Source organism: Micromonospora ureilytica, assembly GCF_015751765.1.
In the GTDB taxonomy this organism is placed as follows: Bacteria; Actinomycetota; Actinomycetes; order Mycobacteriales; family Micromonosporaceae; genus Micromonospora; species Micromonospora ureilytica.
The window spans coordinates 6,585,029-6,606,521 of record NZ_JADOTX010000001.1 but is presented as its reverse complement, the minus strand read 5'-3'; the positions used below and the strand labels follow the sequence as shown (position 1 = coordinate 6,606,521).

Sequence of the window (21,493 nt, the reverse complement as noted above, 5' to 3'; positions counted from 1 at the left end):
CGTACCGTAGATGTCGTGCCTGATATTCCGTTCGGTTTCGCGCTCCCGGGTGGGCAACCACCAGACCCCAACGATCCCGCGCAGATGCAGCAGTTCATGTCGCAGTTGCAGCACCTGCTCTCCGCGCCGGGCAGCGGGCCGGTCAACTGGGACCTGGCCCGGCAGGTAGCAGCCAGCCAGCTCTCGGCCGCCGGTGACCCGGCCGTGTCGATGTACGAGCGCAACGCGGTCGAGGAGGCGCTGCGCCTGGCCGACCTGTGGTTGGAGCCCGCCTCGGCGTGGCCCTCCGGCATCCAGAACCCGGTTGCGTGGAACCGCAACGAGTGGATCTTCAAGACGCTGGACGTGTGGCGCAAGCTGTGCGACCCGGTCGCCAGCCGGATGGTCGGCGCGATGGGCGACCTGGTGCCACCGGAGGCGCGCGCCCAGCTCGGCCCGATGCAGTCGATGGTGGCCTCCCTCGGTGGCGCGCTCTTCGGCGGTCAGCTCGGTCAGGCCCTCGGTTCGCTCGCCGCGGAGGTGCTCTCCGCCGGCGACATCGGGCTGCCGCTCGGCCCGGCCGGCACGGCCGCGCTGATCCCGGCCAACATCCGGGCGTACGGCGAGGGCCTGGAACTGCCCGAGGACGAGGTCCGCCTCTACGTGGCGCTGCGCGAAGCCGCCCACCAGCGGCTGTTCCAGCACGTCCCGTGGCTGCGTGGGCACGTGCTCAGCGCGGTCGAGATGTACGCCTCGGGCATCCGGGTCAACCGGGAGGCAATCGAGGAGGCGATGGGCCGGGTCGACCCGACCGACCCCGAGTCGATGCAGGCGATCGCCCTGGAAGGCATCTTCACCCCGGAGGACACCCCGGCGCAGAAGGCCTCACTGGCCCGCCTGGAAACCGCACTCGCCCTGGTCGAAGGCTGGGTGTGCCACGTCGTGGACAACGCCGCCAGCGACCGGCTGCCCAACGTCGTCCGGTTGGGCGAGGCGTTCCGCCGTCGCCGGGCCGCCGGCGGTCCCGCCGAGCAGACCTTCGCCGCACTGGTCGGCCTGGAACTGCGCCCCCGCCGCCTGCGCGAGGCCGCGGCGCTCTGGGCCGCGCTCACCCAGCACCGTGGCATCGAAGGCCGCGACGCCGTCTGGGGCCACCCGGACCTGCTCCCGTCGGACGACGACTTCGCCGACCCGGTCGCCTTCGCGATGAACGACATGGACCTCAGCGAGCTGGACAGCTTCGACTTCACCGCCCCCAGCGGGGTGGAGGAGAAGGCCCCGGGTCAGGCCGGCCCGTCGGGTGAGTCCGGTCAGTCGGGTGAGTCCGGTCAGTCGGGCGAGACCGACGGCGAGGGCGACGCCAAGTCCTGACGTCCGCGCGTCGACGAACCGCGCCCGGGTGCCCGCATGATCGACAGCGGGCACCCGGACGCGTTCGCGCAGGGTTGGCCTGTCGGCAGGTCGGGCGGGCAGCGCGGGGCCGGTCGGGCGGCCCGGGGCCAGCGGCCAGCGCGGGCCGGGCAGGCAGCGCAGGCCGGGCAGGCGGGCCGGGCAGGCGGGCCAGCGGCCAGCGCGGGGTAGCCGTGTCGGCGGGCAGTGACTCTGGTCCTGTCGGCCGGCTGACGGTTCAGGCGGGGCGGCCCGACCCAGAGAGAAGGGCGCGGGTCGCTTCCCAACCCTCGAAGGCTGGGTCCAGCGTGGCCAGGTCAGCCGGGCCGCGCAGTCGTCGCCAGCCTGCGGTGACCGCCACGTCGCCCGGGCGCGGAGCATTGGCGCGCGCATCAGCCGGCGTCGCCGTGTCCAGCTCCAGGGTCGGTAGCCAGTCCGGCGCGGGCAGTCGTACCGCGACCCCGAGCAGGCCAGGGCCGCCGCCCTCGACCGGAGCCACCGCGACCGGTCGGGTGGTGAGCGGGCGGAGCAGCTTGCCGACGGTCAGGGCGGGTAGGTCGGGCACGTCACTTACCAGCACAGCCGCCTGGTCGTACCCCTCCAGCGCGGCGAACACGGCGTTCGGCGTCGCCTCGGCCACCTCGTACACCGCCGTGCCGGGCCACACCAGCGCATCGGCCAGAGCCCGATCGGCCGGGGTCACCGCGACCGCGACCTCCACCTCATTGAGGGTGGCGAGCAGGTCGATGACGTCTTCCGCGAGTGCCGCTCGCCACTCCGCCAGGTCGACGCCCGGCGGCGACCAGTCAGCCGGCCCGAGCAACGCCACCACCACTCGTCGCGCCATCCCCCGACCCTAGCGCCCCGCCCGGCACAGCCAACCCACCCGCCCGGCACAGCCATCGCACCGCCCGGCACAGCTGTCCCACCCTGCCGGACCCACCTACCTGAGCCCATTCCGCCCCAAGCGTCCGACCCCGGACCATTCGGACCCGACCCGGAACGCCCTGACGTGGGCCCGCAGACATGATCGACTCGGTTCAAGGAAGTCGCGGGGTCCCAGGGCCATCGACAGCACGGTATCCAGGAAACCGAGTCGATCTAGGCCGATCGCGCCTCTGACGGCGTCCGGCGCGCGCGGGACCAGGGGCTCAGCGCGCCGGGGCCAGGGGCTCCGCGCGCCGGGGCCAGGGGCTCCGCGCGCCGGACCCAGGGGCTCGGCGCGCGCGGGACCCAGGCGGGTCAGGAGGGGGTGTCGATCAGGTGGGGAGGGGTGCGCCGGAGGCGGCGGCGACCCCTTCGAGGTAGCCGCGGGCGCGTTCCGCCTTGGGATAGCGACCGACCAACGCCCAGAACCGGGCGTTGTGGCTGGGCACGATGAGGTGCGCCAGCTCGTGCAGCAACACGTAGTCGATCACCCATTCAGGCATCTCCTGGACGCGGTGCGAGATTCGGATGCTGCGGTCGGCCGGCGTGCAGGAGCCCCATCGGCCGTTCTGGTTGGTGACCCATCGGACGCTGGCCGGCACCGCTTTCGTGGCGTACCCGGGGAGGTAGAGGTCGATGAGCCGGTTGGCGCGGGCCACCAGCTCGGCGTCCGAGCGGGCGAGGCGGCCCTCCCGGGCGGCGAGGCGGGCGAGCATCCGGTCGACCCATTCGCTCTCCTCGGCGCGGGAGAACTGGTCGGGGATGAGGACGACCACTCGCTCACCGTCACGGTACGCGGACACCGTGCGTCGTCGACGCTGGCTGCGCCGCACCTCGACGACCGGCTTGCGCGTCCCCGCCATCACTGGCCCGCGCAGCCTCGACTACGTGTCACGAAGGAAAGCTAATGCCCACTGACCAGGGGTCCGCAAGAGTCAACCGCACGACACGCGCCCAGAAAATGGTGATTGGTCGCCAGGCGTCCCGAAAATTTCTTGACCGCAGCGCCATCGCGCCATCTCGTCACCCTTGGTGAACGCCGATAGCGCCGGTACACGACACGTCCCCACCGTAGGTGATCAGCGTCCCGAATGCCTCCGCAGGGGCACTCGCACGGGTGGCTGTCAGGGTTTGGTCGGCGTGTCCCCGCCAAACTGACTTATCCGACCTATTTCGCCATGCACACTCTCGACGTCGACTTGCTCACAGTGTCGATGCACAGCTGACATGGAACTGCCCAGACCTGGGTAGGGTCCGCGGACCAGCGGTCACGAAGGTGGCCGCGGAGTGAGACCCAGCGCCGGCGCCCCATGTGGCCCGCCGCCGGGCACCCCGCCGGAACGGCATTGACCGGCGGACGAGACGAGGAGGGCACCGTGGCCGACCAGGCCCAGACGACCTACAACGGTTACTGCGTGAAGTGCAAGGAGAAGCGGGACTTCGAGGGGCACGTCGAGGTCTCGAAGACCGGAATGAACATGGCCAAGGGCAAGTGTCCGGTATGCGGAACAACAGTGAACCGCATCCTGGGCAAGGCCAAGGTCTGACCCGAACGGGTGAACGGGGGTGGGGCGGCCGGTGGCCATCCCACCCCCGTTGCCGATCGGGAGTGCGGTGCCACCGGCGTCGGTAGCCCTGTCGGGTGACCGACAACGGCGATGGCAGGCTGTGGAAAACCCGCGAAATCCTGTGGATAGCGCTGGACAGCGGCCTGGCGACCTGTGGACAACGATCGACTGAACGCGAAGATGCGGTCACGATTCGTGACCATGAGCCGCACCGTGCTACCGCGCCCCACCCTGCTGCCCGGCCTCAACCGGCTCTGGCGGGACCGGCACACACTCCAGCTCGGCGTCGGCCGTGCGCCGGCCGCTCTGCTGGAGTTGGCCAACCCACGCGCCGCCCACCTGCTCGACCTGCTCGACGGCACCCGCAGCGAGCGCGCCGTGCTGGCCCAGGCGGCGAGCGCCCAGGTCGACGCCGACGACGCGCGTACCCTGCTGGACACCCTGCGGGCCGCCGGCCTGTTGGTGCCCGCGCACAGCCTGATCCCCCGCGACCTGACCGGCCCGGTCCGTGCCCGGCTCGCGGCGGAGGCCGGCGCGTTGGCCCTGACCGCCGCCCGACTGCCCGGCACGCCCGCGCAGGTCCTGCGTCGGCGGCGGGCGGCCCGCGTCCTGCTCACCGGCGGCGGGGCGCTCGGCGGGCCGCTGGCGGTGGCATTGGCCCAGTCCGGTGTGGGGCAGGTGATTCCCCAGCTCACCGGCCTGGTGCGCGCCGTCGACCTGATCGGCACGGGCATCCCCGCCACCGAGCTGGGTAGCCCACTGGCACCGGCGGTGCGGGCCGCGCTCAACCGCGTCGCACCGGGCACCGGCACCCATCCGAGCCGCGCCGGACGGATCGACCTGGTGATTCAGCTCGGCACCGACCGGCCTCCCGCGCTGCTCGCCGCCGGTCACGCCCAGCGCCGGCAGCCGCACCTGCTGGTCACGCTGCGCGAGGGCGTACCGGTGATCGGGCCGTTGGTCCGCCCACCCGCCGGGCCCTGTCTGCACTGCGTCGAGCTGCACCGGGCCGACCGCGACCCGGACTGGCCGCGGCTCGCCGCACAACTCGCCGTCGCCGACCCGCCGGCCGCCGGAACGACCGGCACGCTGCTCGTCGCCTGCGGGTACGCGCTGACCGAAGTGCTGACGCAGCTGGACGGAGGTCAGCCGGAGACGCTGGGTGGCGCCATGGAGATCACCGGTACCTGCCGTTTCCGTCGTCGGGGTTGGCCGCCACACCCGGCGTGCGGGTGCTCGCAGGGCCGAGTGTCCGCACCAGCCCGGCCGCAGAGCAGCAGCGGGGCCCTCCGGTCGGTAACAATGACCGGGTGACCGACATCCCGCGCCGCGCCGTGTCCCGCACCGCCAAGCTCGCCGCCCTGCCGCTCGGCTTCGCCGGCCGGACCGTTCTCGGCATGGGAAAGCGCGTCACCGGGCTCGCCTCCGACGTGATCTCCGCGGAGATCCAGCAGCGCACCGCCGAGCAGCTGTTCAGCGTGCTGGGCCAGCTCAAGGGCGGGGCGATGAAGTTCGGCCAGGCGCTGTCGGTCTTCGAGGCGGCTTTGCCGGAGGAGATCGCCGCGCCCTACCGGCAGGCGCTGACGAAGTTGCAGGAGGCGGCGCCACCGCTGCCGGTCGCCAGCGTGCACAAGGTGCTGGCAGAGCAACTCGGCCCCGACTGGCGGGACCTGTTCGTCGAGTTCAACGACGTGCCGGCCGCCGCCGCGAGCATCGGCCAGGTGCACCGGGCGCGCTGGCGCGAGCCCGGGTTCGACGAGTCGGGCGCTCCGAACAGCCGCGACGTAGCGGTCAAGATCCAGTATCCGGGGGCCGGCGACGCCCTGCTCGCCGACCTCAAGCAGCTCTCCCGACTGGGCGGGATGTTCCGGGCCATCCAGCCCGGCCTGGACGTCAAGCCGCTCCTGGCCGAGCTGCGCGAACGGATCACCGAGGAGTTGGACTACGAGTTGGAGGCCGAGTCGCAGCGCACCTTCGCGGCCGCGTACGCCGACGACCCGGAGATCTTCATCCCGGAGGTGGTCAACGCCTCGCCCCGGGTGCTGGTCACCGAGTGGGTGACGGGCACCCCGCTGGCCGACATCATCCGCGAGGGCACCGAGGAGGATCGCGACGAGGCGGGCCGGCTGATGGCCACCCTGCACCTCTCCGCGCCGCAGCGGGCTGGGCTGCTGCACGCCGACCCGCACCCGGGAAACTTCCGGCTGCTGCCCGACGGTCGGCTCGGGGTGATCGACTTCGGTGCGGTGGCCCGGATGCCGGAGGGCACTCCGGAGCCGATCGGTCGTATCGCGGCGATGGCCCTGCGCGGCGACGCCGACGAGGTCGTGGCGGGGCTGCGGTCGGAGGGGTTCATCGGCTCGGCCGAGGAGATCGACGCCGAGGGGGTGCTCGACTTCATCCGCCCCATGCTGGAACCCATCGCGGCGGACGGCTTCCGCTTCACCCGGGCCTGGTTGCGGGGCGAGGCGGGTCGACTGGCCAGCCCCCGCTCCCCCACGTACCAGCTGAGCAGGCAGCTCAACCTGCCACCGTCGTACCTGCTGATCCACCGGGTGACACTCGGGTCGATCGGGGTGCTCTGCCAGTTGGAGGCGAAGGCCCCCTACCGGAGCATCCTGGAGCGCTGGCTGCCCGGCTTCGCCCCGGTCGCCTGAGCGCGTCAAGAGACGACATGGGGAAGGGCGGGTGCCGGTCGGCACCCGCCCTTCCGTGTGGGGTGGTACTAGAGAATGCCCAGGTCGCGAGCCGCCTGGTTGCGGCCGGTCATGGCGACGGTACGGGCGGATCGGGTTGCCTCAGTGCTCGTGGTGGTACGACCGGCCTGAGGCCGGCGCATTCGAGCCCGGGACAACGCTTCGTGGAGTAGTTGCATCTCGAAGGCTCCACTCGGAACGTTCAACATCGTTTTCTCACTCACTGCCGGTGTGGCACCGGCGTAGTTGGTACGGGTCGGGAACATGTCAGGCTGCCAGCCGGACCGCGCCACGCACCTCGGACAGCCCACTGGCTGCCAGGCGCGCCTCGGCCTCGACGCGAAGCTCGGCGTCACGGGCGACGTCCTCCTTACGCGGACGGCCACGGGGCCGCTTACGCGGGACAACCGCGCCACGCTCGAAGATCTCGCCGCCCCAGACGCCCCACGGCTCCGCTCGCTCAACGGCTCCGGCCAGGCATTCGACGCGCAGCGGGCAGTCCCCGCAGAGCGACTTGGCCAGCTCGAGCTCGGTGGGCGAGTCGGAGAACCACAGGTCGGGGTCGAACTTCCGGCAGGGCAGGTTCGCCTCCATCTCGACGCTCATGTCGAGGGGGGCCAACGCCAGACTCATCTCCCGGTCACCTCTCTCTCACTTCGATCTCGTGGATCGCATTCCGACGTACTTACGGCGGGCAAAAAACTGAGGCCGCGGATCCCGGTAAGCGGGTTCCGCGGCCTCGAGGTGAGCCGGAGTCTGATGGTCAGACCGGTTTACCTCGAGGTGGAACGCCGCGGACATCCATGCGCTTCTTGGCGACTCGGATGCCATTGCCCGTGAAGCCACTGGTCCCCTCGACTCCAGCGGGCGCGACGGTCAGGATCAGCTCGGCCTGAACCTGGTGCACCTGTGGAACCGACGGTCGTGCGGCCGTAAGGGCCACCCGGACAGCCGACAGCGGGGCGTGGACAGACGGCATCGCCGTCAGACGCTCATAGGTGAAGATCTTCACGGGTGCCACCTCCCTCACGTTCCTCGTATCGACTGGACCGGCCCCGTGAGCAGCCGGAATGGCGCCGCTCGCGTGGTGTGTCCTGAGGCTATTCCTCGCGCCGGGGCGAGGGCAAACGAATTTACGACGAGATTTCGAAAGTTTTCTCCGGGCAGACATCGTCCACCCCGGCGCCGGCCACGAGGGCCAGCACCGACTCGCCGTAGAGGCCCAGCTTGCGAGGGCCGATACCGGCGATGGCGATCAACTCCTCCGACCGGCCGGGTCGCCGCTCGGCCAACGCGACAAGCGTCGCGTCGGTGAAGACCACGTACGCCGGGACCTTCTGCGCACCGGCCACCCGCTGCCGCCACTCGCGCAGCCGTTCGTGCAGCTCATCGTCTATGTCGGACGGGCAGGTCGGACAGCGGCCGAGCTTGCGGTCCGGGCCGGCGAGCAGGGTGGCGCCGCAGATCCGGCAGGAGACGATCTGCGTTCGCCGCCGCTCGGGACGGCTGGCCGGACCGGCGCCGCCGGTGGCCCGTTCGGTGCCGCCGGAGCGGTCCAGCTGGGGAAGGAACCGCGACGGCCGTCGGGCCCGTCCGCCCGGGGAGCGTGCGGCGGCGTACGACAGCCAGAGCCACTCCCGGGCGCGGGTGATCCCGACGTAGAGCAGCCGCCGCTCCTCCTCGACCTGCTCGACGGTCTTGGCGTACGTGGTGGGCAGGGTGCCCTCGGCGAGGCCGACCAGGAAGACCGCGTCCCACTCCAGGCCCTTCGCCGAGTGCAGGGACGCCAGCGTCACGCCGTCCACCGTCGGCACGTGCTGCTGGGCGGCCCGGCGCGCCAACTCCTCGGTGAAGCCGGAGAGGGTGACCGGGCGCTCCACCGAGGCGGCCTCGCCGATCGGCACGACCTCGGGGGTGGCCGCGTACTCCTCGGAGAGCTGGACCAGCGCGGACAGCGCCTCCCAGCGCTCGCGGGCGGCGCCGCCGGCCGGGGGCGCGTCCGGGGCCCAGCCGACCGCGGTGAGCGCCTCGACGACGGCGGCCGGCAACGGTGTCTCCCCCGGGATCGAGCGGGTGGCGGCGCGCAGCGCGACCATCGCCTGGCGCACCTCGGTCCGTTCGAAGAACCGCTCCGCGCCCTGCACGACGTACGGCACCGCGGCCTCGGTGAGCGCCTTCTCGTACGCCTCGGACTGCGCGTTGACGCGGAACAGCACGGCGATCTCCTTCGCCGGCGTGCCCGCGTCGATCAGCGACCGGCAGCGCGTGGCCACCGCGTTCGCCTCGGCCGGCTCGTCGGTGAAGATCCGCAGGTCCGGTTCGGGGCCGGGAGGGCGTTGCCCGCTCAACTCCAGCCGCAGCCGCGCCTCGGTGCCCCGGGCCTGGGCGATCACCGCGTTGGCCAGCCCGACCACCTGCGGGGTGGAGCGGTAGTCGCGGACCAGCCGGACCACTGTGGCGCCGCGGTGCCGGCGGGGGAAGTCGACCAGGTACGCCGAGGTGGCCCCGGTGAACGAGTAGATCGTCTGGCTGGCGTCCCCGACCACTGTCAGGTCGTTGCGGCCAGCCAGCCAGGCGTCGAGCAACCGCTGCTGGAGGGGGTTGACGTCCTGGTACTCGTCGACCACGAAGTGCCGGTACTGGGTGCGGACCTGCTCGCCGACGTCCGAGTGCTCCTCGATCCCCCACACCGCGGCCCGCAGCATGTCCTCGAAGTCGATCACCCCGTTCGCGCGCTTGAGCTGCTCGTACGCGGTGAACACGTCGGCGACCTTCGCCGGTTCGTGCGGTGTGTCGCGCAGCGCCCGGGCCGCGGACACCACGTAGTCCGTCGGCTCGACAAGCGACGACTTGGCCCACTCAATCTCACCGGCCAGGTCCCGCGCGGCGGCCCGGTCGGTCCGTAGGCCGACCCGGGCGGCGGCGAGGGTGACCAGCCGTACCTTGCTGTCCAGCAGCTCGGGCATGGCGCGGCCGGACAGCAGCCGGGGCGCGAAGTACCGCACCTGCCGCAGCGCGGCGGCGTGAAATGTCCGGGCCTGCACACCGCCCACCCCGAGGACGGTGAGCCGGCTCCGCATCTCGGCGGCGGCGCGGGCGGTGAAGGTGACCGCGAGCACGTGCCGGGGGGAGATCTCGCCGGAAAGCACCCGGTGGGCGATCCGGGAGGTGATCGCCCGGGTCTTACCGGTGCCGGCGCCGGCCAGGATGCAGACCGGGCCGGCGGGTGCGGTCACCGCGGAGCGTTGCTCCGGGTCCAGCCCGGCGAGCACCTGTTCCGACGCTGAGTGAACCACCACAACCAGGAATCATCTCAGCTCCCCCTAACGTTGCAGCGAACAGCCTCGGCTTGATCCGCAAGCCGCGGCCGGAGCAGTTGGAGGATCCGACCATGCTGACGATGTATTCCACCCCCTGGTGCGGCTACTGCCACCGGCTGAAGTCGCAGCTCGACCGGGAGGGCATCGGGTACGAGGTGGTCGACATCGAGCAGGACCCGAAGGCCGCGGAGTTCGTGATGAGCGTCAACGGCGGTAACCAGACGGTGCCGACGCTGCGCTTCGCCGACGGAAGTGCCCTGACGAATCCCTCGATCACCCAGGTCAAGCAGCACCTGGAGACGCTCAACGCCTGATCTGCCGGTTCATTCTCGGTGCGCGGCCGCCCCACCCGGGGCGGCCGTTCGTCGTGTTCGGGTACGGGCCACGGTGGCGACGGTCGGTGGGTGCCGGCAGCCCGGGAAGGTCGGTGTCCTCGGCCGGCCGGCGGGGCGCCGGGAGCGTCGGGCGGGTGGGTGGCGTCGGCGGGCGGACCCCGGTCGGCGCGCTCAGGTGCCGGCCCCGCCACAGGTAGGCCCCGGCGGCCAGGGTGGCGATCCCGACCAGCACGAACAACAGCCGGTAGTCCAGGAACCCGACCAGCAGGGCACCCGCCCCGATGGAGAACGCCTGCGGCCCGCTGACCACCGCCTGGGTGGCGGCGGCTACCCGGCCGACCAGCGCGGGCGGGGTACGACGCTGGATGAGCGTGTGCAACCCCACCATCGTCAGCGGGAGCGAGACCCCGGCCAGCAGCACCGCCGCGAACCCGAGCCGCAGATCCGGGTACGCGAGCGCGAGCGCGGCCGGAGAGAAGAAGGCCACCCCTGCGGCGAGCGTGCCGACCTCTCCGAGCCGGCGAACCAGCGTCGGTGAGCAGAGCCCGCCGAGCAACCCACCCACGCCCTGCACGGTGACCAGCACGCCCACGAACGCGGCGTCCCGGTTCAGCCCCTGGTCGACGTAGGCGAAGATGAGCGACTCGCTGAAGCCCATCACCAGTGACCCGAGGCCGTAGCCGAGCAGGGCCCGCCGCAGCGCCGGCTCGCCGGCCAGGTGCCGCAGGCCGGCGCCGAGTTCGGCCGGCCACCGCAGCCGTACGGCCGGCGGCACCTGTTGCGGGGTGGGTAGCGCGGTCACCACCGCCGCCGCGGTCAGAAATCCGACCATGCCGATTCCGGCCAGTGCCCACCCGCCGAGCGCCGCGTAGAGCGCCGCGCCCACCAACGGGCCGACCAGCCGTATCCCCTGGCGTACGGTCTGGAGCACGCCGTTCGCCTCGGCCAGCAGCTCGACCGGCACCAGCTCGCGGATGAGCCCACTGAGCGCCGCGCCGAGCGTGATGGACGAGAGTCCGTACAGGGCGGCCACCAGATAGACGACCCAGACGTCGCCCGCGTCGCGGACTGTGAACAGCGGGGCGAGCAGGGCCGCGGTCATCACGTTCGCGGCCACGAAGAACGGCCGGCGCGGGTAGCGGTCGACGACCCAGCCGACCAGCGGCGCCAGCGTCATCGGCGCGATGACCGCGAAAATCGTGGCACCGGCCAACCCGTTCGAGCCGGTCAGATCCTTGACCCAGATGGCGAGTGCGAGCAGCAGGATCGACTCGGCGGTGATGCTGGCCAGCAGGCCGCCGAAGAGCAGGCGGAAGTCGGGTCGGCGCAGGATCGTGCGCATGGGGTCCCTCCGGCGGGATGGCGTGCCCAGATGGGCGAGGTCGACGGGCCGCGACCGCGGGTCCGTCGTCGTCCGGCATTCCCGTGGTGCGATTTTCGCAAGACACGCCCTCGCCGGAACCTCCGACACCGGTCGCGCCGTCCATACTGACCGTGGGGGGCGAATTTCATACAGTTACCGTCGCGTCTGCGGCGGTCGACGGGAAAGAGGACACTGTGCCTCCTGCCGCACCCAGCCCGATCCTGCGTCGTCGCCGGTTGGGCATCGAGCTGCGCCGCCTGCGGGAGGCCGCGGGCCTCACTGGCGATCAGGTCATCGAGCGTATCGGTTGGGCCTCCGCGTCCAAACTGTCCCGCTTGGAGAACGGCCGCAGCCGACCGGACCCGCAGGACGTCGGCGACCTGCTCGACCTCTACGGCGCCGACCAGGCGCTGCACGACGACCTACTGGGCATCACCAACGAGGCCGGCGACATGCGCGGCTGGTTGAAGAACTTCCCGGTGATGACACAGCAGCAGCGCGGTTGGGCCGAGTTGGAGGCGGGCTGCGCGGAGATCTCCGAGTACAACCCGGTGCTGGTGCCGGGCCTGTTGCAGACCCCCGGGTACGCCCAGCTCCGGATCGTGTCGGCCGGACAGGTGAACGCGGGCGCGGGCGAGCCGGAGCCCGGCGACGAGCCGGAGATCGAGGTGCAGGCGCGGCTGGCCCGCCAGTCGCTGCTGACCCGCGAGCCGCACGCTCCGCAATACACAGCAGTGTTGGAGGAGGCCGCTCTCGGCCGCCGGGCCGGGCCGCCGGAGGTACTGCACGAGCAGCTGCTCCAACTCTGCGAGTTGGCTCTGCTGCCCAACGTGGCCCTGCACGTGCTGCCCAGGGACACCCAGATCGGCGATTGGTACCTTCCGCCGACCGCTTTCTCGGTCTATCGGTTCGCCGATCCCCTCGATCCGGAGACATTAACCATCGAAGGTGGCTTCACCGACGTCATGTCGACCGAGGCAATCACGCTAAATCGCTATAAAGTGGTGTTCGAGTGGCTATGCACGGCGGCACTTAACGCTTCGGACACCCTCTCCTGGCTGATCGAGGCGACGGGACGGCTGACCGAGGCGACGCCCCCATCCACAGTGGCGTTCGGGCCGGCAACGGCGCCGACCCAACGCCGCCGGGACTCGGGGCGACTGACGGACCGGTGATCCACGGGGGACCCTCCGTCGGGACGTGCGGCACCACTCGTCCCATCGGATCGCTGCACATCAGGAGCAGAGCCATGAACGACATCCGCAACACGCCGTCCGTCTCCGCCCACTCGTTGGCGGACGCCCCGTGGCGTACCAGCACACGCAGCCAGACCTCCAACTGCGTGGAGGTCGCACCGCTCGCCACCGGCCCGTCGGCGGTCGCCCTGCGCGACAGCAAGGACCGGGGCGGCCCGGTGCTGCTGTTCAACCGCACGGGGTGGCTCGGTTTCATCACCGGAGCGAAGAAGGGCCAGTTCGATCTGAACTGATTCGGTGACCGGGTACGGGGCCGTCGGCGCACAGCCGGCGGCCCCGTCGTGTCACACCCCCGCCGGCCCCGTCACTCTGCGAGCCGGCGACCCTGCTGAGCAGCCATCCACTGATCGGACGAGGCTCGAAACCGATAGGCGCGTTTCAGTTGCTGGGACGAACACGGGGCGTAACATGGCCTTCGAGAACGTGGAACTTCCACACTGGCTCATCCGTCGCGGTTCATCCGGAGACCCTCATGCGGTTCCTGATCGTTCGCACCGACATCCGCGCCGTCGCCGACGGGGACATCGCCGCCGCCTGGGCGGACGGCCACCGACTTCGCGACGAGACGACCGCGCCCGAGCCCCGACGGCAGATCGTGCACGCCGAGGACCGGGACGCCGCACTGCTGCTCGCCCGCGCCCTGGCCACTGTCGGCGCGGTCCGCGCCGGCAAGCAGCGGGTCAAGGTCCTCCCGCTGATCGAGCCGCGGCCCGCCTTCCGACACAGACCGGGCCGCATCGGCACCTGATTCCACAGGTCGTCCGTCGTGGTCGGACCGGCTCCCCCGCCGCGTTACTCGCACCCGCCGACCACGACGGCCCGTGTTCCCGGCCCGTGACCGCCGCGGCAACGGCGGCCACGGGTCGGGACCGTGCTCAGCGGTCGGCGTCCACCCAGCCGTCCAGCCAACGGTGAATGAGGAACAGCGCGATCGACGACGGCGGCGGCAGGATCAGCCGGGCCCCATCGCCCACGTCCACCGTCTCCCCCGCCAACGCGGCCCCGACCTCCCGGCGGGAAAACCACCTGGCGTACGCGATCTCCGACGGGTCGACACGCACCGGCTCGGTCGGGTTCGCGGTGGCCAGGAAGCCCAGCATCAGCGAGCCGGGGAACGGCCATGCCTGGCTGCCCACGTACCCGATGCGCTCGACCCCGATGCCCACCTCCTCGCGGACCTCGCGCAGCACGGCCGCCTCCGCCGACTCGCCCGGCTCCACGTAGCCGGCCAGGCAGGAGTAACGACGGCCACCCGGGGTGCCCTGCCAGCTGGCGTTGTTACCGAGCAGGCAGCGACCATCCGCGCCGTCCACACCATCGTGGACGAGCACGATCATCGCCGGGTCGGTACGCGGCCAGATCCGCCCACCATTGCGGTCCACCCGGGACCAACCGGCCTCGTCCATCGCGGTCGGCGCCCCGGTGCTCGTCGAGTAACCGTGTCGGGTGTGCCAGTTGACCAGTGCAAGCGCGGTGGTGAAGATGCCGGCCTCCCGGTCGGCGAGCAGGTGACCCACCTCCCGGAGGTGAACCGGCCGGGTGCCCGGGATCGCCGGCAGCGGCGCGTCGACCGCGAAGACCGGCACCCCGTCCGGCTCGACACCCAGGAACATCGCCGTCGACTCGGACCCGGCGGGCACGTCGCCCGCCCCGAACAGCACCAACGTCGGAGGCGACGCCTCCGTGCGGGCCAGCGTCCGACCCTCGTCGGTCGAGTCGAGCAGCAGCACCCGGGCGCGCAACCACGCCTCGGTCAGCCACTGCGAATCGCCCCGCCGGTGCGCCGCCCGATCCAGCGTGGACCGCGCCAACGGCGGCGCCGCCTCCCCACTCACGCCAGCGCTCCGCTGCTGAACCCCATGGCTCGCTCGCTCACGTCTCTTGCTCGGTCTGCACCGTGGTCAGCGCGGCCAGCCCCGGGGTGACCCGCTCCGCGTCGCCGAGCACCACGATCGCCGCCCGAGCCGGTGCCAGGTACCGGGCCGCGGCCCGCGCGACGTCGTCGATGCTCGCCTTCGCCAACCTCGCCGCGTACTCGGCGAGGAAGTCCAGGCGCAGGCCGTTGCCCGCGTACGCGCTGGTCAACGCCGCCAACCCGGCCTGGGTGGACATGCCGAGCTGGAGGGTGCCCAGGGCGTACTGCCGGGCCTGCTCCAACTCCTCGGGCTTCGGTGGCAGCGACGCCAAACGACCCAGCTCATACGTGGTCTCCAGCAATGCCGGACCGGTGACCTCGGTGGCCACGTCGGCGGCGGCGACCAGCACCGACCCGGCGACGGAATGCTCGATCACCGAGTGCGGGCCGTACGTGTAGCCCTTGTCCTCGCGGATGTTCTCCACCCACCGGGAGGAGAAGTAGCCGCCGAAGATCAGATTGGCCAGTTGCAGCGGGGCATGGTCAGGGTCGGTGCGCGACACCGCCGGGAGCGCGATCCGCAGCGAGGACTGCACCGAGCCCGGCCGGTCGATCAGCAACAGCGGCCCCGGCTCCAGCGGCGGGGTCGCGGGCAGTTCGGCCGTACGCCCGGCACCCGACCAGCCACCGAGCGCCCGCTCGGCCGCGTCCAGTGCCTTTTCCGGCTGCACGTCACCGACCAGCACCAACTGCGCGCCGGCCGGATGGACCCGCTCCGAGTGCACCGCACGCAGCGCGGCCGGTCGGACGGCACGGATCTGGCCGGGCTCCGGCGTCTGCGTCGCGTACGGGTGTCGGCCGTAGATTCGCTTCAGCAGCGCCTCCCGGGCCAGGTGCGCCGGTTGACTCTGCGCCACCTGGATCCGGTCGACCAGCCGGTCCCGTTCGGTGGCCACCTCGTCACTGGGGTAGCTGGCGCCGGTCAGCACCTCGGCCAGCAACTCCAGCATCCGGTCCAGACCGGTGACCAGGCCGGCGCCGGAGAGCATCAGCCGGTCCGGGTCGACGCCCGCGGAGAGGCCGCCGCCCACCTTCTGCAACTCGGCGGCGATCTGCACGCTGGTCATCGACTCGGTGCCGGAGAGCATGGTCTGCGAAAGCATCGCGCCACGGGCCAGGTGGACCCGGCCGAACGGCACCCAGAGCCGCAGCTCGACAAGGGGTACGGCGGGCCGGCGTACGGCGATCACGGTGAGACCGTTGCGCAGCGTGCGCTCGGCCTGCTTGGGCACCTTGAGCTTGCGGGTCGGACCGAGCGGCGGCAGCGTACGCGGCCCGACCGGAGCGGTGGTGGTGGTCGTCACTGTGCCACCTTCGTTCGCGACTGCGGGGCTCGCAAAACCGGCTCACTCCTCGCGCTCACCGGGCCACAATTCGTTCGCGACTGCGGGGCTCGCAAAACCGGCTCACTCCTCGCGCTCACCGAACACCTCCGGCAATTACCTCGATGGCGGCCCGACGCTCCGGGCGCAGGGTGGCCGCGGCGGCCCGGACCTGCTCCTCGGTGACCTCGCCGACCAGCCGGGGCAACTCGTTGAGCAGGCCCGGCTCGCCGCGTTGCTGCTCCAGCACTGCCATCCGGAGCGCCCGACCGAGCACCGCGTCGGTGTCCCGCAGCAGGTGGGTCGCCATCCGGGCCTGGGTGCGGGCCAGCTCACCGTCGGTCAGCCCGTCGGCGGCCAGCCGGTCCAGTTCCTCGTCGATGGTGCGCAGCACCTTGTCCACGTCGCCCCCGGGCGGCAGGTGCGCCTGCAACAGCAGCGCGGTGGGATCACGGACGTCGAACGGGTCGCCCATGAAACCGAGGTATCCGCCGAGGCTGGTCACCGTGCGGTCACGCTGCACCAGCCGCTCGACCAGCCGCGACGCGTCGCCGTCGGTGAGCACCTCGGCCAGCACCACGTACGGCAGGTAGCCGGCGAAGTCGGTGACCGGGTCGGGCACGCGCCAGGCGCCGGCCACCGCGGGCAGCGGCGCCAGGGCATCGGTGTACGAGGTGCGCCGCTCGGCGGTCAGGTCGGGCTCGGTGAAGTCGGGCCGTTGTGGTGCCGGTCGGGCCGGCACGTCGCCGAAGTGCCGGGTGACCAGCTCGGTCGCCTCGGCCACGTCGATGTCGCCGCTGACGGCGAGCACGGCGTTGCCGCTGGCGTAGTAGCGACGGAAGAAGTCTGCGGCGTCGGCGACGGTCGCCGACTCCAGGTCGTCGAAGGAGCCGTAGCCGTCGTGGGCGTTCGGGAAGGTGTCGAACATGACCGGCGGCAGGGTCAGCCAGGGGAAGCCGCCGTACGGCCGGTTGAGGACGTTGACCCGGATCTCCTCCTTGACCACGTCGACCTGGTTGCGCAGGTTCTCCTCGGTCAGCCGAGGGCCACGCATCCGGTCCGCCTCCAGGAACAGCGCGCGTTCCAGCGCGTTGCTCGGCAGCGTTTCGAAGTAGTCGGTGTAGTCCAGGTGGGTGGAGCCGTTGAAGGTGCCACCCGCCCCCTGCACGTGCCGGAAGTGGGCCAACTTCTCCAGGTTCTCCGAGCCCTGGAACATCAGGTGCTCGAAGAGGTGAGCGAAGCCGGTGCGCCCCTCCGGCTCCGAGCGGATGCCGACGTCGTAGACCACCGCCACCCCGATCACCGGGGCACTGCGATCGGGGGTGAGCACCACCCGCAGGCCGTTGTCGAGGGTGAACCGCTCGACCGGATACTTCGTCGCTGGAATTCTGGATCTCCGCGCCGCCACGGAGTCGACCCTAGCGCGTCGACACCTCCGCCACCCGCGACCTTCCCGGAGCCGCCGCGACCGGGGCCGTCACCAGGGGCAGCACCTCGGCGCCGACCCGCTCGGCCTCCTCGCGGTGCGGCCAGCCGGAAAGAATGAACTCGTCGACGCCGAGCGCGGCGTACTCGTCGATGCGGGCGGCGACCTCGGCGTAGCTGCCGACAAGCGCGGTGCCGGCGCCCTCGCGGACCAGGCCGACGCCGGCCCAGAGGTTCGGTGCGACGGTGAGCCCGTCGGTGCGGCCGGTGTTCAGCGCGGCCATCCGGGCCTGACCCACCGAGTCCATCCGGCGGAATCGGGCCTGGGCGGCGGCGATCCGCTCGGGGCTCATACCGACCAGCAGCCGGTCGGCCTCCGCCCACGCCTCGGCGCCGGTCGGCCGGGCGATGACGTGCAGCCGGAGGCCCGTGCGCAACGTGCGACAGTGCCCGGCGGCGAGCGCCCGGACCCGGGCGACGCGGGCCGCGATCGACGTCGGCGGCTCACCCCACATCAGGTACACGTCGGCCTGTCGGGCGGCCACCGTCTCGGCAGCCGGGGACGCGCCGCCGAAGTAGACAGGCGGCGGCGCGGCGAGCGGGGTGGCCAGGCCCCCGCCGTCGATCCGGTAGTGCTTTCCGGCGTAGTCGAACGGCCCGCCGGCCCAGGCGCGGCGAAGCACCTCGACGAACTCGCCGGTGCGCGCGTAGCGGTCGTCGTGCTCGAGGAAGTCGCCGTACGCCCGCTGCTCGGCCGGGTCGCCCCCGGTGACGATGTTGAGCGACAGCCGGCCACCCGAGACGGCCTGGAACGCCTCGGCCTGCTGGGCGATCAGGGTCGGCAGCGCGAAACCGGCCCGGACCGCGACGAGCATGCCGAGCCGCTCGGTGTGCTGGGCGACCGCCGCGCAGACGATCCACGGGTCGGGGCAGCCGGCGCCCACCGGCGTGAGAACGGCGGTGAATCCGTTCGCCTCGGCGGCCCGGCCAACCTCGGCCAGGTAGGCCACCGTCGCGGCCCGGTCGTGCCTCGCAGCCCCCGCGGTGACGGTGGCGGCGCCGACCTGGTCGCCGTCGCCGGAGGTGGGCAGGAACCAGTGGAAGGTCATCGCGAAGTCGCCTCTCTGCCGGTGACCGAATGCCGATTACCCTAGCAAGCTGGTAGGAAATACAGACATGACTGAGACGCGCCATCCCGCCATGTGGATGGGTCTTGACGCTGACCGCAGCCTGGCCCACTCTTCCTACCAACTAAGTAGGAATACTGCGGATTGGATGGACGATGAGACGGCTCCCCCTGCGCCGGTTGGTCACCCTGGCCACCCTCGCCGTGGTCGGCGCGGCGACCCTGGGCAGCACCGCCGCGTGCGGCGACGACAGCGAGGGCACGGGCGGCAGCTCCGGCCCGGTGACGCTGCGCCTCGGCTACTTCCCCAACATCACCCACGCGCCGGCGGTCGTCGGCGTGGAGAAGGGCATCTTCGCGGAGAAGCTCGGCACCGACGTCAAGCTGGACCCGAAGACCTTCAACGCCGGCCCGGCCGCCATCGAGGCGGTCTTCTCCGGTGCGCTGGACGCCACCTACATCGGCCCGAACCCGACAGTGAACGCCTTCTCCAAGTCCAAGGGTGCGGCCGTCCGGGTCATCTCCGGCGCGGCCTCCGGCGGCGTGGCGCTGGTGGTCAAGCCCGGCATCACCGGCGTGCAGGACCTGAAGGGCAAGAAGATCTCCACCCCGCAGCTGGGCAACACCCAGGACGTGGCGATCCGCTACTGGCTCAAGCAGCAGGGCCTCACCACCACCAAGGAGGGCGGGGGCGACGTCAAGATCGTGCCGCAGGAGAACGCCCAGACCGTCGAGACGTTCAACAGCGGCGCGATCGACGGTGCCTGGGTGCCCGAGCCGTTCGTCTCCCGCCTGGTCAACGCCGGCGGCAAGGTGCTTGTCGACGAGCGCGACCTGTGGCCGGACAAGAAGTTCGTCATCACCAACCTGCTGGTGAGCACGAAGTTCCTCAAGGCACACCCGGACGTGGTGCAGAAGCTTGTCGACGGCCAGGTGGCCGCCAACGAGTTCGTCAACAGCAAGCCCGACGAGGCGCAGCAGGCGATCTCCAACGCGATCGGCAAGATCACCGGCAAGCCGCTGGACCTGAAGCTGATCAAGCAGGCGTGGCCGACGTTGGAGTTCACAAACGACCCGATCTCGTCCTCCCTCAAGGCCGGGCTCGACCACGCCGTCGACGTGGGACTGACCGAGCCGGTGGACCTCAAGGGCCTGTACGACCTGAAGTACCTCAACAACGCGCTCAAGGCGCAGGGCAAGCCCGAGGTCGTCCAGCCATGACGTCGACCACGACGACGCCGCAGAGCGCGACCACCGCGGTCGCGCTCTCCGGCGTGACCAAGGTGTACGGGCGCGGGGCGAACGCCGTCCTGGCCCTGGACGGTGTGTCGCTGGACGTCGCGCCCGGCGAGTTCGTCTGTCTGGTCGGCGCGTCCGGCTGCGGCAAGAGCACGCTGCTCAACCTGGTGGCCGGGCTGGACCGGGTCAGTGGTGGGCAGATCACCCTGGCCGGTGACGCCAACCCGGGCCTGATGTTCCAGGAGCCGGCGCTCTTCCCGTGGCTGACCGTCGACGCCAACGTGGAGGTGCCCCTCAAGCTGCGCCGGCTCCCCCGGGCCCAACGCCGCGAGCGGGTGGCCGAGCTGCTGCGCACGGTGCACCTGGCCGACTTCGGCCGCAAGCGCCCACACGAGCTCTCCGGCGGAATGCGGCAGCGAGTCGCGCTCGCCCGCACGCTGGCCCTGGACACTCCGGTGCTGCTGATGGACGAGCCGTTCGGCGCGCTGGACGCGATGACCCGGGACATCCTGCACGACGAGCTGGAACGGATCTGGTCCGAGCGCAAGCTCTCGGTGCTCTTCGTGACGCACAACGTCCGCGAGGCGGCCCGACTGGCCGACCGGATCATCCTGCTCTCCAGCCGGCCCGGTCGGATCATCTACTCCACGGAGGTGAACATCCCGCGCCCTCGCCGGATCGACTCCCCCGAGGTCGCCGCCATCGCCGCCGAGGTCACCGAGCGGCTCCGTACGGAGGTGGGCCGCCATGGCCAATGACACCCTCACCAGTTCGGCGCGTACCGACGCGGAGATCACCGGCCTCGACGCGCTGGAGATCGCCGGTCGGGACAAGGAGGTTTCCCGGGGCACCCGGATCTGGTCGGCCACCTGGCCCAAGCTGGCCGCGCTGGCCATCGCCATCGCCGCCTGGCAACTCGTGGTCCTCTCGGGTTGGAAGCCGCCGTACTCGCTGCCCGGTCCGCTGGAGGTCGGCCGCGAGCTGATGACCCAGGCCCAGGGCCCGCAGCTCTGGGAGGGCCTGGTCACCACGCTCCGCCGGGCCGCCCTCGGGTACGTCTTCTCGGTCGCCGTCGGCCTGCTGCTCGGCCTGGCGGTGGCCCGATCCACGGTGCTGCGCGCCGCCATCGGCTCGATGATCACCGCGTTGCAGACCATGCCGTCGATCGCCTGGTTCCCGCTGGCCATCCTGCTCTTCGAGCTGAGCGAGAAGGCGATCTTCTTCGTGGTGGTGCTCGGTGCGGCGCCGTCCATCGCCAACGGGGTGATCTCCGGAGTGGACTACGTGCCGCCACTGCTGAAACGCGCCGGCCGCAACCTGGGTGCCCGGGGGCTCAACCTCTACCGGTACGTCATCGCGCCGGCCGCCCTGCCGGCGATCGTCGCCGGGCTCAAGCAGGGCTGGGCCTTCTCCTGGCGCAGCCTGATGGCCGGTGAGCTGCTCGTGGTCGGCATCTCACAGACCTCGCTCGGCGCCCAGCTCACCTACTCCCGCGAGTTGTCCGACTCACCCTGGCTGCTCTCCACGATGATCGTCATCCTGGTCGTCGGCCTGGTCGTGGACGCCGCGTTCGGCGCGGCGGACAAGGCGATCCGGCGCCGCTGGGGCGTACTGGACCAGGCTGGTCAGTGAC

Annotated in this window: 21 protein-coding genes; 11 read left to right on the top strand and 10 right to left on the bottom strand. The window is 71.5% G+C overall.

Going from position 1 to position 21,493, the window contains the following annotated elements:
* Positions 1–84: 84 nt before the first annotated feature.
* The gene (locus IW248_RS30365; protein ID WP_231398015.1) at positions 85–1,350 is read left to right on the top strand and encodes a zinc-dependent metalloprotease; all 1,266 of its coding nucleotides are present in this window, start codon (positions 85–87) and stop codon (positions 1,348–1,350) included.
* A gap of 256 nt (positions 1,351–1,606) precedes the next feature.
* Here IW248_RS30365 and IW248_RS30360 read toward each other — a convergent pair whose 3' ends face one another.
* Entirely contained in the window at positions 1,607–2,215 is a 609-nt protein-coding gene (locus tag IW248_RS30360) for a hypothetical protein (protein ID WP_196929644.1), read from the bottom strand.
* 412 nt (positions 2,216–2,627) lie between these two features.
* Positions 2,628–3,158, bottom strand: coding sequence for a M48 metallopeptidase family protein (locus tag IW248_RS30355; RefSeq protein ID WP_124822960.1), 531 nt, complete (start codon positions 3,156–3,158; stop codon positions 2,628–2,630).
* 513 nt (positions 3,159–3,671) lie between these two features.
* Here IW248_RS30355 and IW248_RS30350 point away from each other — a divergent pair.
* The 3 genes from IW248_RS30350 (at position 3,672) to IW248_RS30340 (ending at position 6,520) form a co-directional block, all read left to right on the top strand.
* Positions 3,672–3,842 (top strand): DUF5679 domain-containing protein, encoded by a 171-nt coding sequence (locus IW248_RS30350; RefSeq protein ID WP_167457767.1) that lies wholly within the window; start codon positions 3,672–3,674, stop codon positions 3,840–3,842.
* Between the two features lie 222 nt (positions 3,843–4,064).
* On the top strand, positions 4,065–5,177 hold the full coding sequence (locus IW248_RS30345) for a TOMM precursor leader peptide-binding protein (RefSeq protein WP_196929643.1): 1,113 nt from the start codon (positions 4,065–4,067) through the stop codon (positions 5,175–5,177).
* The gene (locus IW248_RS30340) at positions 5,174–6,520 is read left to right on the top strand and encodes an ABC1 kinase family protein (protein WP_196929642.1); all 1,347 of its coding nucleotides are present in this window, start codon (positions 5,174–5,176) and stop codon (positions 6,518–6,520) included. The genes IW248_RS30345 and IW248_RS30340 overlap by 4 nt, the downstream gene beginning before the upstream one ends.
* A gap of 306 nt (positions 6,521–6,826) precedes the next feature.
* On the opposite strand, the gene IW248_RS30335 is transcribed toward IW248_RS30340, so the two are convergent.
* From IW248_RS30335 to IW248_RS30325, 3 genes are all read right to left on the bottom strand, one after another.
* On the bottom strand, positions 6,827–7,192 hold the full coding sequence (locus IW248_RS30335) for a WhiB family transcriptional regulator (protein WP_030490434.1): 366 nt from the start codon (positions 7,190–7,192) through the stop codon (positions 6,827–6,829).
* Between the two features lie 130 nt (positions 7,193–7,322).
* On the bottom strand, positions 7,323–7,538 hold the full coding sequence (locus tag IW248_RS30330) for a hypothetical protein (protein ID WP_196930424.1): 216 nt from the start codon (positions 7,536–7,538) through the stop codon (positions 7,323–7,325).
* A 154-nt stretch (positions 7,539–7,692) separates the two neighbouring features.
* Complete coding sequence (locus IW248_RS30325; RefSeq protein WP_196929641.1) at positions 7,693–9,858, bottom strand: ATP-dependent DNA helicase UvrD2; 2,166 nt, start codon at positions 9,856–9,858, stop codon at positions 7,693–7,695.
* A gap of 92 nt (positions 9,859–9,950) precedes the next feature.
* On the opposite strand from IW248_RS30325, the gene IW248_RS30320 reads away from it, so the two are divergent.
* Complete coding sequence (locus IW248_RS30320; RefSeq protein WP_030337579.1) at positions 9,951–10,193, top strand: mycoredoxin; 243 nt, start codon at positions 9,951–9,953, stop codon at positions 10,191–10,193.
* Here the strand turns inward: IW248_RS30320 and IW248_RS30315 are convergent.
* Positions 10,183–11,556 (bottom strand): MFS transporter, encoded by a 1,374-nt coding sequence (locus IW248_RS30315; RefSeq protein ID WP_196929640.1) that lies wholly within the window; start codon positions 11,554–11,556, stop codon positions 10,183–10,185. The genes IW248_RS30320 and IW248_RS30315 overlap by 11 nt on opposite strands.
* Positions 11,557–11,771: 215 nt before the next feature.
* On the opposite strand from IW248_RS30315, the gene IW248_RS30310 reads away from it, so the two are divergent.
* The 3 genes from IW248_RS30310 to IW248_RS30300 all read left to right on the top strand — a co-directional run bounded on the left by IW248_RS30310 (position 11,772) and on the right by IW248_RS30300 (position 13,581).
* On the top strand, positions 11,772–12,752 hold the full coding sequence (locus IW248_RS30310; protein ID WP_196929639.1) for a helix-turn-helix domain-containing protein: 981 nt from the start codon (positions 11,772–11,774) through the stop codon (positions 12,750–12,752).
* A 74-nt stretch (positions 12,753–12,826) separates the two neighbouring features.
* Positions 12,827–13,066: a DUF397 domain-containing protein gene (locus tag IW248_RS30305; RefSeq protein WP_124822952.1), complete on the top strand. Its 240-nt coding sequence runs from the start codon at positions 12,827–12,829 to the stop codon at positions 13,064–13,066.
* 239 nt (positions 13,067–13,305) lie between these two features.
* Positions 13,306–13,581 (top strand): hypothetical protein, encoded by a 276-nt coding sequence (locus tag IW248_RS30300; protein WP_196929638.1) that lies wholly within the window; start codon positions 13,306–13,308, stop codon positions 13,579–13,581.
* A 127-nt stretch (positions 13,582–13,708) separates the two neighbouring features.
* Here the strand turns inward: IW248_RS30300 and nudC are convergent, their stop codons facing one another.
* The 4 genes from nudC to IW248_RS30280 form a co-directional block, all read right to left on the bottom strand.
* Positions 13,709–14,668, bottom strand: coding sequence for an NAD(+) diphosphatase (gene nudC, locus IW248_RS30295; RefSeq protein ID WP_124822950.1), 960 nt, complete (start codon positions 14,666–14,668; stop codon positions 13,709–13,711).
* Positions 14,669–14,705: 37 nt separating this feature from the next.
* Complete coding sequence (locus IW248_RS30290; RefSeq protein ID WP_196929637.1) at positions 14,706–16,052, bottom strand: M16 family metallopeptidase; 1,347 nt, start codon at positions 16,050–16,052, stop codon at positions 14,706–14,708.
* Between the two features lie 115 nt (positions 16,053–16,167).
* Positions 16,168–17,478: a M16 family metallopeptidase gene (locus IW248_RS30285; RefSeq protein WP_124822948.1), complete on the bottom strand. Its 1,311-nt coding sequence runs from the start codon at positions 17,476–17,478 to the stop codon at positions 16,168–16,170.
* 10 nt (positions 17,479–17,488) lie between these two features.
* Entirely contained in the window at positions 17,489–18,604 is a 1,116-nt protein-coding gene (locus IW248_RS30280; RefSeq protein ID WP_196929636.1) for an LLM class flavin-dependent oxidoreductase, read from the bottom strand.
* 173 nt (positions 18,605–18,777) lie between these two features.
* Here IW248_RS30280 and IW248_RS30275 point away from each other — a divergent pair, with 173 nt between their 5' ends.
* From IW248_RS30275 to IW248_RS30265, 3 genes are read left to right on the top strand one after another with little or no spacing between them, the layout of a single operon-like run.
* Positions 18,778–19,842: an ABC transporter substrate-binding protein gene (locus IW248_RS30275; RefSeq protein WP_196929635.1), complete on the top strand. Its 1,065-nt coding sequence runs from the start codon at positions 18,778–18,780 to the stop codon at positions 19,840–19,842.
* Positions 19,839–20,618 carry an ABC transporter ATP-binding protein gene (locus tag IW248_RS30270; RefSeq protein WP_030490447.1) on the top strand — a complete coding sequence of 260 codons (780 nt, stop codon included), beginning with the start codon at positions 19,839–19,841 and terminating at the stop codon, positions 20,616–20,618. Before IW248_RS30275 ends, IW248_RS30270 begins: the two co-directional genes overlap by 4 nt.
* Positions 20,608–21,492: an ABC transporter permease gene (locus IW248_RS30265; RefSeq protein ID WP_196929634.1), complete on the top strand. Its 885-nt coding sequence runs from the start codon at positions 20,608–20,610 to the stop codon at positions 21,490–21,492. The genes IW248_RS30270 and IW248_RS30265 overlap by 11 nt, the downstream gene beginning before the upstream one ends.
* The last annotated feature ends 1 nt before the right edge of the window (position 21,493 follow it).